Source organism: Streptomyces pseudovenezuelae (genome assembly GCF_001513955.1).
In the GTDB taxonomy this organism is placed as follows: Bacteria; Actinomycetota; Actinomycetes; order Streptomycetales; family Streptomycetaceae; genus Streptomyces; species Streptomyces pseudovenezuelae.
In genome coordinates this window covers 188,192-201,181 of record NZ_KQ948150.1, presented here as the reverse complement: position 1 = coordinate 201,181, position 12,990 = coordinate 188,192, and the positions used below count along the sequence as shown (strand labels likewise).

The 12,990-nt window shown below is 71.4% G+C and carries 12 protein-coding genes; 3 read left to right on the top strand and 9 right to left on the bottom strand.

Annotated elements, in window-relative coordinates; translation table 11 throughout:
- Entirely contained in the window at nt 1-504 is a 504-nt protein-coding gene (locus tag AQI94_RS28950) for a MarR family winged helix-turn-helix transcriptional regulator (protein ID WP_031059893.1), read from the bottom strand.
- 362 nt (nt 505-866) lie between these two features.
- Between AQI94_RS28950 and rph the strand changes: the two genes are divergently transcribed.
- Nucleotides 867-3,464 (top strand): rifamycin-inactivating phosphotransferase, encoded by a 2,598-nt coding sequence (gene rph / locus AQI94_RS28945; protein WP_031059890.1) that lies wholly within the window; start codon nt 867-869, stop codon nt 3,462-3,464.
- A 21-nt stretch (nt 3,465-3,485) separates the two neighbouring features.
- On the opposite strand, the gene AQI94_RS28940 is transcribed toward rph, so the two are convergent.
- The 7 genes from AQI94_RS28940 to AQI94_RS28910 form a co-directional block, all read right to left on the bottom strand.
- On the bottom strand, nt 3,486-3,824 hold the full coding sequence (locus AQI94_RS28940; protein ID WP_031059886.1) for an STAS domain-containing protein: 339 nt from the start codon (nt 3,822-3,824) through the stop codon (nt 3,486-3,488).
- On the bottom strand, nt 3,821-5,104 hold the full coding sequence (locus AQI94_RS28935) for a PP2C family protein-serine/threonine phosphatase (RefSeq protein ID WP_031059884.1): 1,284 nt from the start codon (nt 5,102-5,104) through the stop codon (nt 3,821-3,823). Before AQI94_RS28935 ends, AQI94_RS28940 begins: the two co-directional genes overlap by 4 nt.
- A 2-nt stretch (nt 5,105-5,106) precedes the next feature.
- Nucleotides 5,107-5,907, bottom strand: a complete 801-nt coding sequence (locus AQI94_RS28930; RefSeq protein WP_031059881.1) for an alpha/beta fold hydrolase — start codon at nt 5,905-5,907, stop codon at nt 5,107-5,109.
- A 118-nt stretch (nt 5,908-6,025) separates the two neighbouring features.
- On the bottom strand, nt 6,026-6,535 hold the full coding sequence (locus AQI94_RS28925; protein ID WP_031059878.1) for a flavodoxin domain-containing protein: 510 nt from the start codon (nt 6,533-6,535) through the stop codon (nt 6,026-6,028).
- Between the two features lie 79 nt (nt 6,536-6,614).
- Nucleotides 6,615-6,890 carry an SHOCT domain-containing protein gene (locus AQI94_RS28920; RefSeq protein ID WP_031059875.1) on the bottom strand — a complete coding sequence of 92 codons (276 nt, stop codon included), beginning with the start codon at nt 6,888-6,890 and terminating at the stop codon, nt 6,615-6,617.
- Between the two features lie 118 nt (nt 6,891-7,008).
- Nucleotides 7,009-9,378, bottom strand: coding sequence for a glycoside hydrolase family 65 protein (locus tag AQI94_RS28915; RefSeq protein WP_031059872.1), 2,370 nt, complete (start codon nt 9,376-9,378; stop codon nt 7,009-7,011).
- A gap of 1 nt (nt 9,379) precedes the next feature.
- A complete protein-coding gene (locus AQI94_RS28910) occupies nt 9,380-10,255 on the bottom strand; it encodes a universal stress protein (protein ID WP_031059869.1) in 876 nt (291 codons plus the stop codon).
- 274 nt (nt 10,256-10,529) lie between these two features.
- Here AQI94_RS28910 and AQI94_RS28905 point away from each other — a divergent pair, with 274 nt between their 5' ends.
- Nucleotides 10,530-10,952 (top strand): hypothetical protein, encoded by a 423-nt coding sequence (locus tag AQI94_RS28905; RefSeq protein ID WP_158806499.1) that lies wholly within the window; start codon nt 10,530-10,532, stop codon nt 10,950-10,952.
- Nucleotides 10,953-10,991: 39 nt separating this feature from the next.
- On the opposite strand, the gene gap is transcribed toward AQI94_RS28905, so the two are convergent.
- Complete coding sequence (gene gap / locus AQI94_RS28900) at nt 10,992-12,020, bottom strand: type I glyceraldehyde-3-phosphate dehydrogenase (RefSeq protein WP_031059863.1); 1,029 nt, start codon at nt 12,018-12,020, stop codon at nt 10,992-10,994.
- A 308-nt stretch (nt 12,021-12,328) separates the two neighbouring features.
- Here gap and AQI94_RS28895 point away from each other — a divergent pair, with 308 nt between their 5' ends.
- Complete coding sequence (locus AQI94_RS28895) at nt 12,329-12,781, top strand: pyridoxamine 5'-phosphate oxidase family protein (protein WP_031059861.1); 453 nt, start codon at nt 12,329-12,331, stop codon at nt 12,779-12,781.
- The last annotated feature ends 209 nt before the right edge of the window (nt 12,782-12,990 follow it).

Here is a 12,990-nt window from a genome sequence, read left to right as displayed (position 1 = left end):
TCAGCGTCCGGGGTCGTCGGTTTCCTTGCCGGCATCGCTCCGGGCGGTCGCGAAGGCTTGCAGCCCCGCGCTCAGCGCCGCCCGCTCACCGGGTTCCATGGCCGCGAGAACCGCGGCGAGCGCCCGCGCCCTGCGCGCGTCCACCTCGTCCAGCACATGCCGGCCACGCCCGGTGAGAACGAGCTGCACCTCGCGCCGCCGCTGCGGGTGCAGCAGACGCTCCAGCAGGCCGGCCGCCTCCAGCCGGTCGCACAGCCGGCTGGCGGTCGGCGGCCCTATCTCCATGTTCTCCGCCAGAGTGGTGAGATTGAGCCCCGGTTCCGACTCCAGGATCCGCAGCGCTCTCAACTGGTGCGGCGACAGCCTCAGGCTCGCTCCCTGGGCGGCCACCGACCACAGGTTCGCGAGACCGTCCACGGCGTCGGCGAGCTCCAGCGCGACGGAGAGTGGGTCGTCACTCGGTCCGCTCGACTGGTCGTCCCCCGAGCCACTGAGACGAGTCACACACCCATCGCTTTCAGTAATCGCTTCGCCGTACAGATACCACCCTCATTCAAACGCGGTACCCGATGACGCGTCGACCAAGCACATGGCGGGCACCGGAGGACGGCAAAAGGAAAAGGCAAGGAGAGAACTCTCCTTGCCTCTCTTCAAGTTATAGCGCGAAGGGGGGCTTGCGGCAAGCCCCCGGTCAGGGCGCAGAATCGTCGGCCGAGGCCACAACCTGCGGAAATGGGGGAACGACGTGACGCGTCGAAGGAAAGGCAATGGCCGATGACGAGGTGCTCGGCCAACCGTTCGACAGACCTGGAAATTCGATCGGAGACCGCGGCGCGGGACAGCACGGCCGCCACGGAGGTATCGCGATGACCGAGCAGTACGTGCTGCATCTTCGGGAGATCGACGAGGGCCAGGTCGCCGTCGTCGGCGGCAAGGGGGCGCACCTGGGCAGCCTGTCGCGGATCGAGGGCGTCCGGGTACCGGCGGGCTTCTGCGTGACGACGGACGCCTACCGGCGGGTCGTCGCGCGGTCACCGTCGCTCGACGCGCAGCTGGACCGGCTTGCGCGTGTGAGCCCGGACGACCGGGAGGCGATCCGCACGCTCAGCGCGGAGATCCGCCGGACCGTCGAGGAGAGCACCGTCCCGGACGATCTGGCCGAGGCGATCACCCGTGCGCTCGCCGGGTCCGGTGAGGGGACCGCCTACGCCGTCCGGTCCAGCGCGACGGCCGAGGACCTGCCGACGGCCTCGTTCGCGGGCCAGCAGGACACCTACCTCAACGTCGTGGGGCCGGCGGCGATCCTTCGACACGTCAGCCGCTGCTGGGCCTCGCTGTTCACCGAACGAGCCGTGACCTACCGCCGGCGCAACGGCATCGACGACCGTACGGTCCGGATGGCCGTCGTCGTGCAGCAGATGGTCTTCCCGCACGCGTCCGGCATCCTGTTCACCGCCGACCCCCTCTCGGGCAACCGGACGGTCGCCACCGTGGACGCCGGTTTCGGCCTCGGCGAGGCGCTGGTGTCCGGCCTGGTGAACCCGGACGTGTTCAAGGTGCGCTGCGGCGAGGTCGTCGAGAGGACGATCTCCGCCAAGCAGCGTGAGGTGCACGCCCTGCCGGCCGGAGGCACGCGGGACGTGCCGGTCGACTCGCGGCGGCAGGAGCAGCCGGCGCTGACCGATGCGCAGGCGGTCCGGCTCGTGGAGCTCGGGCGACGGATCGAGGCGCACTTCGGCCGCCCGCAGGACATCGAATGGTGCCTGGTCGACGACGACTTCCACATCGTGCAGAGCCGGCCGATCACGACGCTGTTCCCGGTCCCCGAGAGCGGGGACCAGGGGAACCGCGTCTATGTCTCCGTGGGGCATCAGCAGATGATGACCGATGCCATGAAGCCCCTGGGCGTGTCCATGTGGCAGTCGACGGCCATGGCCCGGATGCACGAGGCCGGCGGGCGGCTGTTCGTCGACGTCACCCAGCGACTGGCCGCGCCCGCGAGCCGTGCCGCCCTGATGGACCTCATGGGGCGGGGCGATCCGCTGGTCAGGGACGCGCTGGAGACCGTCCTGGACCGCGAGGACTTCGTCCCGTCGCTGCCGGACGCGCCTCCCGCCGGACCGCGAGCCGGCGGGGCCCCCGAGCCGATCGAGACCGACCCGGCCGTCGTCGCCGGGCTGATCGAGCGCAGCCAGGCCTCCATCGCCGCCCTGCGGCGCGACGCCCGGACGAAGACGGGACCGGAGGTGTTCGACTTCCTGTCGGTGGCCTTCGAGGAGCACAAACGAGTCCTCACCGATCCGCTGAACTTCAAGGCGATCATGGCGGGCATGGAGGCCACCTGGTGGCTCAACGACAAGCTGGAGGAGTGGCTCGGCGAGAAGAACGCGGCTGACACGCTCACCCTGTCCGCCCCCGGCAACGTCACGTCGGAGATGGGCCTCGCGCTGCTCGACGTCGCCGACGTGATCCGCCCTCATCCGGAGGTGGTCGCATTCCTGCAGGGCGTCGAGGACGACGGCTTCCTCGACGAGCTGGCGAAGCTCCCGGGCGGGGCCGAGGCACGTGACGCCATCGACGCCTACCTCGACCGGTACGGCATGCGCTGCGTCGGCGAGATCGACATCACGCGGCCTCGCTGGAGCGAGCGCCCCGGCACCCTCGTTCCCGTGATCCTCGACAACGTCCGGAACTTCGAACCGGGCGCGGCCCGGCGCCGCTTCGAGCAGGGGCTCCAGCAGGCGCGGACGAAGGAACAGGAGGTGCTGTCCCGCCTGCGGGCCCTGCCGGAAGGGGAACGCAAGGCCGACGAGACCAAGGCCATGATCGACCGGGTGCGCACCTTCATCGGGTACCGGGAGTACCCGAAGTACGACATCATCAGCCGCTACTTCGTCTACAAGCAGGCCCTGATGGCGGAGGCGGACCGCCTCGTGGAGGCGGGCGTGCTGGCGGACCGGGAGGACGTCTTCTACCTCACCTTCGAGGAGTTCCACGACGTCGCGCGCTACGGGCAGGTCGACGAGCGGCTCGTCAGGCAGCGCAGGGACACGTTCCGCTCGCACCAGGCGCTCACCCCGCCCCGGGTCCTCACCTCGGACGGCGAGGCCCTCTCCGGGGCCTACCGGCGCGACGACGTGCCGGCCGGCGCCCTGATCGGCCTGCCGGTCTCCACCGGGACCGTCGAGGGACGGGCCCGGGTCATCCTCGACATGGCGGAGGCCGATCTGGAAGCGGGCGACATCCTGGTCACGACCTTCACGGACCCCAGCTGGTCCCCGCTGTTCGTCGCCGTGGCGGGCCTGGTGACGGAGGTGGGCGGCCAGATGACCCACGGCGCGGTGATCGCCCGGGAGTACGGCCTGCCGGCCGTGGTGGGCGTGGAGCAGGCCACCCGGCGGATCCGGGACGGCCAGCGGATCCGCGTGCACGGCACGGACGGGTACGTCGAGATCCTGTCCTGACCGTCCGGGAGGGAGCCCGGCTCAGGGGCGGGTGGCGCTCTCGCTGTCCGGGTGGATGGTGAAGATCTGGTCGAGGCCGACGATGCGCAGGACGCGCAGTGTGTTCGGCGGTACGGCGGCCAGGACCACGTCCGCCCGGACGGCCTGCGCGTTGCTGCGGGCGGCGATCAGGGCCGTGATGCCGCTGGAGTCGCAGAATTCGAGGCCGCTCATGTCCAGGACCAGGCACTGGCCCGGCTGGAGGGCGAGGCTGTCGAGCGCTCCGTGCAGTTCGGCGACGTTGGCGTAGTCGAGCTCACCGGCAAGCTCCAGAACGGGACCGGTCGCGGCGGCTCGTGCAGTGATCTTCAGCGGGCTCATCGTTCGTTTCTCGTCTGTGGGTCGGAGGCGGGGACACCGATGGCGAGCAGGGCGGTGTCGTCGTCGAGGCCGTCACCGAAGCTGTCCAGGAGCCCGGTGAGGGCCTGGACGACGGCGTGCGGTGGCCTGCCCGCGTGCGCGGTGACGAAGGCGAGCAGCGCCTCGTCGCCGTAGAGATCCGCTCGGCCCTGGCCGGTGCGGGCTTCGGTGAGGCCGTCCGTGTAGAGAAGGAGGGTGTCGCCGGGGCCGAGGACGGTCTTGGCGTCGGTGAAGCGTGCGGAGGGCAGGATGCCGACCAGCAGGCCGCCGGGAGTGGGCAGGAAGTCGGCTGTGCCGTCCGCGCGCAGGACGATGACCGGCGGGTGGCCGCCCGCGGCGAGGTGGACGGCCAGCTGTCCGGTCGCGGGATCGGGGTCGAGGGTGCCGTAGACCGCGGTGCAGTAGCGGGGGTCGCCACTGCCGGCGTAGCGCTCGTGGAGCACCGTGTTGAGGGTGGTCAGGGCGGAGACGGGGTCGGGGTCGTGGAGTGCGGCGGCGCGCAGGGTGTAGCGGGTCAGCGAGGTGAGGGCGGCGGCCTGGGGGCCCTTGCCGCACACGTCGCCCAGGAAGAACCCGAAGCGTCTGCCGTCGAGGGCGAAGACGTCGTAGAAGTCGCCGCCCAGCCGGTCGGGTGAGGCCGTGTGGTAGTGGGTGGCCGTCTGCACGCCGGGGACCGGCGGCAGGCTGTCCGGGAGCAGCGACTGCTGGAGCACGGCGAGTGCCTCCTGCAGCCGGGCGCGGTCGGCCTCCGCCTGGCGGCGTGCCTCCTCTGCCGCTTCACGGCGGCGCAGGAGTTCCTCCTCGTAGGCGCGGCGGTCCCGGGCGTCGAAGACCGTGGTGCGGATCAGCAGGGGCTGCCCGGTGGTGCCGTGTTTGACGACGGAGGAGACCAGGACCGGCATCCGGGCGCCGTCGTTCTGCTTCATCTCCAGGGCTATGCCGCTGATCTCGCTCTGCATCCTCAGCAGAGGTGCGAAATGCGTCTCGTGATACAGCTTCCCGCCGATGGTCAGCAGGTCGGTGAACCGCTTACGGCCCACCACCGCCTCCCGCTCCAGACCGAGCCAGTCCAGCAGGGTGCCGTTGATCTTCGCGATGGTGCCGTCCATCAGCGTGGAGAGGTAACCGCAGGGGGCGTTCTCGTAGAGGTCCTCGTCGCTGTCCTCCAGCAGTGCGGCGAACATCGCGTCCGCGGCCCGGTCGGCGTCCTGCGGGTCGGGCTGCTGGTCGGCGCGGCACATCATCACAGGCTCGCGAGGAAGTCGACGATCGCCTGGTTGGTGGCCTCGGGCGCGGACAGGTGCGGGCAGTGCCCGGTCGCGTCGAGGGTGACCAGGGTCGAGCCGGGAATCGCCTGGTGGACGAAGGCTCCGACCTCGCGGGGGGCGATCGCGTCCTGGGTGCATTCCAGTACCAGCGTCGGCACGGTCACGCGCTTGAGGTCGTCCCTCGAGTCCGACAGGAACGTGGTCCGGGCGAAGACGCGCGCCATGTCGGGGTCGGTGGCGCAGAAGCTGTTCCTGAGCTCGTCGCCCAGCTCGGGCCGGTCGGCGTTGCCCATGATCACCGGGGCCATGGCCGCCGACCAGCCGAGGTAGTTCGCCTCCAGCGACGCCAGCAGTTCGTCGATGTCCTCGGCGCTGAACCCGCCTCGGTAACCCTCGTCGTCGATGTACCGCGGGGACGGGGCGACCATCACCAGCGCGCCGATCCGCTCGGGAGCCAGGCCCGCCGCCAGTACACCGATCATCGCGCTGACCGAGTGCCCCACGAAGACCGCGTCACGCAGGTCGAGCGCCTCGCACACCTCGACGACGTCCCGGGCGTACCCGTCCAGCGAGGCATAGCGGCTCTCCGAGAACGCGGACGCGTCCGAGCGGCCGGAACCCACGTAGTCGAACAGCACCACGCGATAGTCGTCGACCAGAGCGGGCACCGTCAGCCGCCACATGTTCTGGTCGCAACCGAAGCCGTGCGCCAGCACCACCGTGGGTCCCTGGGCGTTGCCGGTGACGGTCACGTTGTTCCTGCTCGCGATGTCCATACCCGACAGTCTCTCAAGCCGTACGACCGTGCCGTGACACCCCCTCGCTCAGCCGGACGCCCGCGCTCCGCCGGTCGCTCACCTCGTTTCGGGCCCGTGTCCCGGCGTCACCGGACGGTCACTTCTGCTCGCGTGCGCCGACGAGGTCCTCGGCGACCTGGCGGGCCCAGTTCCCGATGCCGGTGAAGTCGCGGAAGTCGCCGCCTTTGCCGTTGCGCAGGATCATGCCCGCGACCCAGCCCTTGGCGCCTTCCTCCAGGCAGCCGCCGAAGGTGACATGTCCACGGGCGCCGAGTCGGGTCATGGCCCGTTCGACCGCGGCCACGGGCGGGATGTCCCGTTCACCGGCCGAGGCGTCGAGCGGTCCGCTGCTGAACAGCCACAGCGGACGGTCGGCCAGGGCGCGGCGGTGCCGGCGCAGGAAGCGCCGGGCGTCCTTGTGCCAGCGGCCGGCGTACAGGGCGCCCCCGACCACGACGGCGTCGTAGCGGCTCAGGTCGTCGACCGAGGCGGCCGGACGCGCGCAGGCTGTGAGCCCTTCCTTGTCGAGTACCTCGGCCACGGCCTCGGCGATCTGTGCGGTGGATCCGTTGGTGGTGCCGTAGGCGACCAGCACCTCGGTGGTCATGACGATCCGCCTCCTCTCAGGCTCGGCGGGCGATGCGCATGGCTCTTCGCGCGGAGGGCCGTCATGCGGCGCGCCTCCCTCAGGGTTTGGTGAGGCCGATGTCGTCGGAGCGCAGTACCGACAGTCGGCGCCAGTACTCGTCCTCGTCGATCTCGCCGCGGGCGAAGCGCTCGGCGAGCAGCTGCTCAGGCGAGGCCGGGGCAGGGGCGTGCGGCTGGTGCAGAGCGCCGGTCAGGGCGCGGTACAGCAGCACGGCCACGGTGATGAGCAGGCCCCAGAACAGGACCGTGCCGACCGACGTGACGAACCAGTCCCAGCCGGTCATGTCGTGGTGGTTCCAGTACACAGCGGTCACTCCCTCTCAGTCGTACCCGGAGCCGGTGGGATCGGCCTCTCGTGCCCAGCCTCGCGTCCCGCCGGGTCCGCGGGGAGGGGCCACCAGGGCTGTCCTCAGGGCCGTCCGGCCCCGGTGGTCAGTGGGTGAGCACCAGGTGTCCCGTCTCGCCCGGCTGCAGGCAGACCGACCGGTCCGGCAGCCGTACGTCGATGGGCGAGCGATCGGAGGACGGTACGGCGATCTCCAACTGTCCACGTTCCAGGCGCAGTCGTACGCCCCAGTGCCCCTGGTAGCGCAGGGCGAAGCCGTAGGACAACAGCTCGGGCAGCGGCACCGGGTCGAGCCAGAGGGCACCCTGACGGGTCTCCAGCCCCGTCAGTCCCCGCTGGACGAGGTCGAGGGTGCCAGCCATGGCGCCCAGGTGAATGCCCTCGCCGGTGGTGCCGCCCTGTACGTCGGCGATGTCGCCCCGGAGCGCCTCCTGGCAGAACTTCCAGGCTTCGGCGCGCCGGGCCCGGGCCAGGATCCAGCCGTGGACCAGACCGCTGAGGGTGGAACCGTGGCTGGTGCGGTGCAGGTAGTGGTCGACGGTGCGAAGCCAGGTGTCCTCGTCCAGCCGGTACCCCAACCGCAGGAAGAGGGAGTGGAGTTCGGCGGGCGCGAAGAGACAGCCGAGCATCAGCACGTCGGCCTGCTTGGACGCCTGGTACCGGTTGACGGTGTCGCCCTCCGCCTCCAGGATCCGGTCCAGGCGCCGGATGTCGCCGTACTTCTCCCGGTAGGCCGCCCAGTCGAGTTCGGCCAGGTCGCCGTAGCCCTCGAACTGGCTGACGACACCGGCGTGGAACGGCACATGGAGGGTGCGGGAGACGTCCTCCCACTGTTCCAGCTCGCCGCCGTCCAGTCCCGTGCGCTCCAGAAGCTCACGGCGGCGCGGCTCGGGCAGGCTCGCCGTCAGCTCCAGCGCGCGGGTGAGCACCCAGGCGGCCGTGACATTGGTGTACGCGTTGTCGTCGAGGCCGGGGTCAGCGGCGCCGGGGTAGGCGTCGTGATACTCGTCGGGGCCCACCACGCCCTTGATGCGGTGCCGTCCGAGTCCCGCGTCGTAGACGGCGGAGTCGGCCCAGAAGCGCGCGATCTGGAGCAGCATCTCGGCGCCCTTGGTGTGCAGGAACTCCGTGTCACCGCTGGCCTGGCAGTACTGCCACACGTTGTAGGCGATCGCCGAGCCGACATGGTGCTGGAGGTGGGAGTGGTCCGGCAGCCAGCGCCCGGAGCGGGGGTTGAGATGCAGTTGCTGGGTTTCCTCACGCCCGTCGCTGCCGCTCTGCCAGGGGTACATCGCGCCGCGGTGGCCCGCCTTCCGGGCAGCCGTGCAGGCCTGTTCCAGCCGGCGGTGCCGGTAGCGCAGCAGGGCGCGGGAGACCTCCGGGAAGTGCAGGTTCAGGTAGGGCAGGACGAACAGTTCGTCCCAGAAGACGTGCCCGCGGTAGGCCTCGCCGTGCAGTCCGCGCGCCGGCACCCCGACGTCGAGTTCGGCCGTGTGCGGGGAGAGCGTCTGGAGCACGTGGAACAGGTGCAGACGCAGGATGCGGCCCGCTTCCCCGGGCACGTCGAGGTCGGCGCGGCGCCAGAGGTGGTCCCAGGCCGTCAGGTGCGATGCGAGGAGCTCGTCGAAGCCCGGCACCCGCCCGGCCCGGTCGACGGCGGCGTTCAGTGGATCGCTGATGGCCGGGTCGTGTGAGGTGTGCAGGGCTACCGTCTTGTCGACGGTGACGGTACGGCCTCTCGCCAGCTCCAGGGACAGGTGGTGGACGGCACGCAGGTCCTCGTGCCCCGCGGTGACGGGAGCCTGCGCGGTCAGCCGGGCCGCCATGCCGATCCGGATGTCCGAGGTGCTGGTGCGGCAGCGCAGCCACACCGTGTCCGGGGTGGCCGTGCCGGTGTGCACATGGGTCAGGTGCCGGCCGTCCAGGTCGCGGTAGCGGGCCACGCCGGAGTTGGTGACGCCGCCGTCGAGTGCCGACTCGACCTCCAGCACACCCGAGAACCCGTGTGCGGTGAACTCGGTGCGCAGGGCGGCGAGATGGGGATCCGCCATGTGCACCAGGCGCTGCTGGCGCACGCTCAGCTCCCGCCCCGCGCCGAGTCCGTACCGGGTGCGCCGCTCCAGCAGCCCGGAGGACAGGTGCAGGTCCATGCGGTGGTCGAGAACGGGTGCGGTGTCAGGGGTCAGCCACGGCCCGTCGGGGAGGCGGAAACGAAGCGGCAGCCAGTTGGGCACGTTGACCATGTCCTCGTTCTCGACCTGCCGACCGGACACCTCGGAGGTGAGCCGGTTGTAGCAGCCCGCGACATACGTGCCCGGGTAGTGCACCTCGTCCGCGGCGCACTCGGGAAGCGCCCCGCGGGTGGCGAAGCGGCCGTTGCCGAGGGTGCACAGCGACTCCCGCAGCCGCTCGTCCGCGGGAACGTAGCCCTCGTACGCCCAGGTCCGGTCCGTCACGTCACACACGCTCCGGCACGATCGCCACCGGGCACTGTGCGTGGTGCAGCAGGGTGTGGCCCACCCGACCCAGCTGGAGGCCGAAGTGGCCGGTCCGGCGGCGCGCTCCGACGACCACCAGATCCGCGGCGGCGGAGCGGTTGAGCAGCACCCGGCGTGCCGGGCCCTCGACCGTGCTGCGGCGTACGCGGACGCCGGGATGCTCGGTCACCGCGTCCTGCACCAGGGCGTCGAGCTGCCCGGAGGCCCGCTCCTCGTGGAGGTGCGCCGGGTCCTCGGCCAGTCGGGGCTCGTCCGCCGTCTCGTGCGCGGGGCAACGCCAGGCCCGGACCACGTCGAGGACACCGCCGCGCTTCTCGGCGGTGCGGAAGGCGAACCGGGCGGCCTCACCGCCGGACGCGGGATCGCCCGCGCCGAGCACGATCCGTTCATGTGTTCCCGCCACGCCGGCCCGGTCGCCCCGGACCACGATCACCGGGCAGTGCGCCCGCCCCGCCACGGCCAGGCCCACCGAGCCGAGCAGCAGGCCCTTCAGCTCACCGCGTCCACGCGAACCCGTCACCAGGGCGGACGCGTTGTGGCCCGCGTGCAGGAGCGCGTCCACGGCTTCCTCGGGCACTACTTCCGTGGAGACCTTCACCTCGGGGTTGCGCCGCCGCGCCCGCTCCACGGCAGTCCCCACGATGTTCTCCGCCATCACCTGTTCGGACGGCCGGTCGAGGCCGGTGGAGAGGGTGGACCCCTCGTAGCGCTCCCACAGCGACGCGTGCACCAACCGCAGCGGCAGACCCTGCCGGGCCGCCTCGTCCACCGCCCAGTCGAGCGCGACCAGACTCGAGTCCGATCCGTCGATTCCCACGACCAGGGGCAGCTCCATCGTCCCCACCACCTTTCGTCGGACCGCACGGGGCGTGCGGTACGGGGCCCCACGATCACCGTCGCACCGACCGCCAGGCGCTGCCAGGGCTGGTTCGGCCTCGACCGGGGCCGTTCGGCCCATGCCGCGCTCGACCTGGGCCTCCGGTGATGCTCGGGCGGTGCCCGGGTGCGGCGCGAACGCCCTGTTCCCGGCCCGGTCGGTCCTGGTGCGGGGTCGCACCCGACTGCTGGAACGGCGTGTCCACGCTGCCGCGCGGCAGCGTGGACACGCCTTGAACCGGACCCGTCGTACGCGCCCTCGCCAGGGGCTGACCGGCCCCCCTCGCGCCGCGAACAGGTCCCGCGCGGTCCTGCTCACCGACGAGTCGCACCACACGTCGGCGGTCCGCCCGTCGAGCGGGTCGAGCGACAGGTCCCTGGGAACGGTCCGCACCGACCGGACGCTGGTCGACACCGGGCTGAAGGACGGAAGCCGCTGGCAGGACGGCAACGGCACGCTCGCCACCGCTCCCCCGAGCACGCGGGAAGCCGCCCTGGAAGCGGGCGTCCTGGGCGCCCTCGCCGGTCTCGTCCTCGTCGGCACCGTCCATGCCGCGGGTGCCCTCGCAAGGTGGCGGCTCGACCGGCGGCGGGTCGAGGCATGGGGCCGGGAGTGGGACCTGGTCGGCCCGCGGTGGGGGCACCGGACCAGCTGAGACGCCTGGTCCGGGCCACGGTGGTGGAACGGCTCGCAGTCAGCCGCGCGGAAGCCGCCCGGCGACGTACTCGGTGAGGTCGAGCAGGCGGTTGGTGTAGCCCCACTCGTTGTCGTACCAGCCGAAGACCTTGACCAGGTCGCCGTGGGCCTGTGTGAGCGGGGCGTCCAGCACGCAGGAGGCGGGGTCGCCGACGATGTCGCGGGAGACGATCGGGGCGTCGGAGACCCGCAGGATCCCCTTCAGCGGCCCGTCCGCGGCCTCCCGGAAGGCGGCATTGACCTCGTCCGCGGTCACCGGCCGTTCCAGCACCACGCTCAGATCGGTCAGCGACCCGTCCTCGACCGGCACGCGCACGGCGATCCCGTCGAGCGTGCCCGCCAGCTCCGGCAGCACCAGGCCGACGGCCCGGGCGGCCCCGGTGGACGTGGGGATGATGTTGACGGCGGCACTGCGGCCGCGCCGCAGGTCCTTGTGCGGGCCGTCCAGGACGACCTGGTCGTTGGTGTAGCCGTGGATGGTCGTCATCAGCCCCTTGACCAGGCCGAAGTGCTCGTCGAGCACCTTCACCATGGGCGCCACGCAGTTGGTGGTGCAGGAGGCGTTGGAGACCACGTGGTCGTGCTCGGGGTCGTAGGTGCCCTCGTTGACGCCCATCACGAGCGTGGCGTCCACGCCCTTGCCCGGGACGGACAGCAGCACCTTGCGCGCCCCGCCCCTGAGATGCGCTCCGGCCTGCTCCCGCGTGCGGAAACGGCCGGTCGACTCGATGACGATGTCGACGCCGAGGTCGCTCCAGTCCAGGGCTGCGGGGTCGCGTTCCGCGGTGACGGCGATGCGGTGACCGTCCACGGTCAGGGAGTCCTCGTCGTGCTCCACGGTGCGGCCGAGTCGGCCGTACGTCGAGTCGTAGGTCAGCAGATGGGCCAGTGCCGCCGGCGAGGTGACGTCGTTGACCGCCACGACCTCGACGGGGGTGCCGGTGCCCTTCTCCGCGCGCTCCCCCACACAGCGCAGGTAGTTGCGTCCGATACGGCCGAAGCCGTTGATGCCCACGCGCACGTTCATGTCCGTCGTCCTCCCCGATCGGTGTACGTCCTGCTCTCCACCTTCCGGCCCACGGCCGCCGCCGGGCTTGGGCCGGACGGGGGTGAACCCCGGGACGTCCGGCCCAAGCCCGGCGGAGGACGGCGGCACCGGGGTCGTCGGAATCTCAGGCAGGAGATCGGAAGCGGTTGCCGTGCGCAGTCGACCGCACCGGCACCGAGGGCCGTACGGGCACCGAATCAGGGCCGACCGGCCCTGGTGACACCGACGCCGAACCTCTCCAATGGTCTGATCGCGCGCGACGCCTTCTCACACCTACGGAATCCGCCATGTATGTCGACAACGCACAGCCGGTTCCGGCCGAACCCCGCCGAAGCATCGGGATCGACAGCGCCGAGGCGCTGCGGCTGCTGGGCAGCGTCTCCGTGGGGCGGATCGTCTTCACCCAGCACGCGCTGCCGACGGTCCGTCCGGTCAACCACGTCCTGGTGGACGGAGACATCGTCATACGCACCCATGCCGGGGCAGCCCTGACCTCCCGGACCGGGCAGGCCCCCGAAGCGGGAGTCGTCGTCGCCTACGAGGCCGACGTCATCGACCCGGACACCCACCTCGGCTGGAGTGTGGTGGTGACGGGCTTCGCCCATCTGGTCACCGACCCTGCCGAACTGGCCCGTTACCAGGCACTGCTGCGCCCCTGGGTGGATAAGGCCATGGACTACGCGGTCCGGATCCATCCGGATCTGGTCACAGGCATCCGCCTCATCACCACGGGCACCTGAGCGGGACGCGGTTCGCACCGGGAGCTGTACGGGGAGACGGACACCGGCGCCGAGGGCCGGCATCACGGCGCCCTGGCTCCGTCGCGAGACGCAGCACACGCCACCGGCGCCGGGCCAGTGGATCTGGTCCACCGTCCCTGCGGTCGGCACAGTGACCGGCCTCGTCGCCAGACACTCCGGCCCGGGGCCGGTCCCGGTGCCGGTCCTGG

What these genes read in the sequence shown, in the direction of transcription:
- AQI94_RS28940 (WP_031059886.1), bottom strand. Translation starts at nt 3,824, where the DNA reads ATGAGCCCGCTGAAGATCACTGCACGAGCCGCCGCGACCGGTCCCGTT.
- AQI94_RS28895 (WP_031059861.1), top strand. Translation starts at nt 12,329, where the DNA reads ATGTATGTCGACAACGCACAGCCGGTTCCGGCCGAACCCCGCCGAAGC.
- AQI94_RS28930 (WP_031059881.1), bottom strand. Translation starts at nt 5,907, where the DNA reads ATGGACATCGCGAGCAGGAACAACGTGACCGTCACCGGCAACGCCCAG.
- AQI94_RS28910 (WP_031059869.1), bottom strand. Translation starts at nt 10,255, where the DNA reads ATGGAGCTGCCCCTGGTCGTGGGAATCGACGGATCGGACTCGAGTCTG.
- AQI94_RS28935 (WP_031059884.1), bottom strand. Translation starts at nt 5,104, where the DNA reads ATGTGCCGCGCCGACCAGCAGCCCGACCCGCAGGACGCCGACCGGGCC.
- gap (WP_031059863.1), bottom strand. Translation starts at nt 12,020, where the DNA reads ATGAACGTGCGCGTGGGCATCAACGGCTTCGGCCGTATCGGACGCAAC.
- AQI94_RS28925 (WP_031059878.1), bottom strand. Translation starts at nt 6,535, where the DNA reads ATGACCACCGAGGTGCTGGTCGCCTACGGCACCACCAACGGATCCACC.
- rph (WP_031059890.1), top strand. Translation starts at nt 867, where the DNA reads ATGACCGAGCAGTACGTGCTGCATCTTCGGGAGATCGACGAGGGCCAG.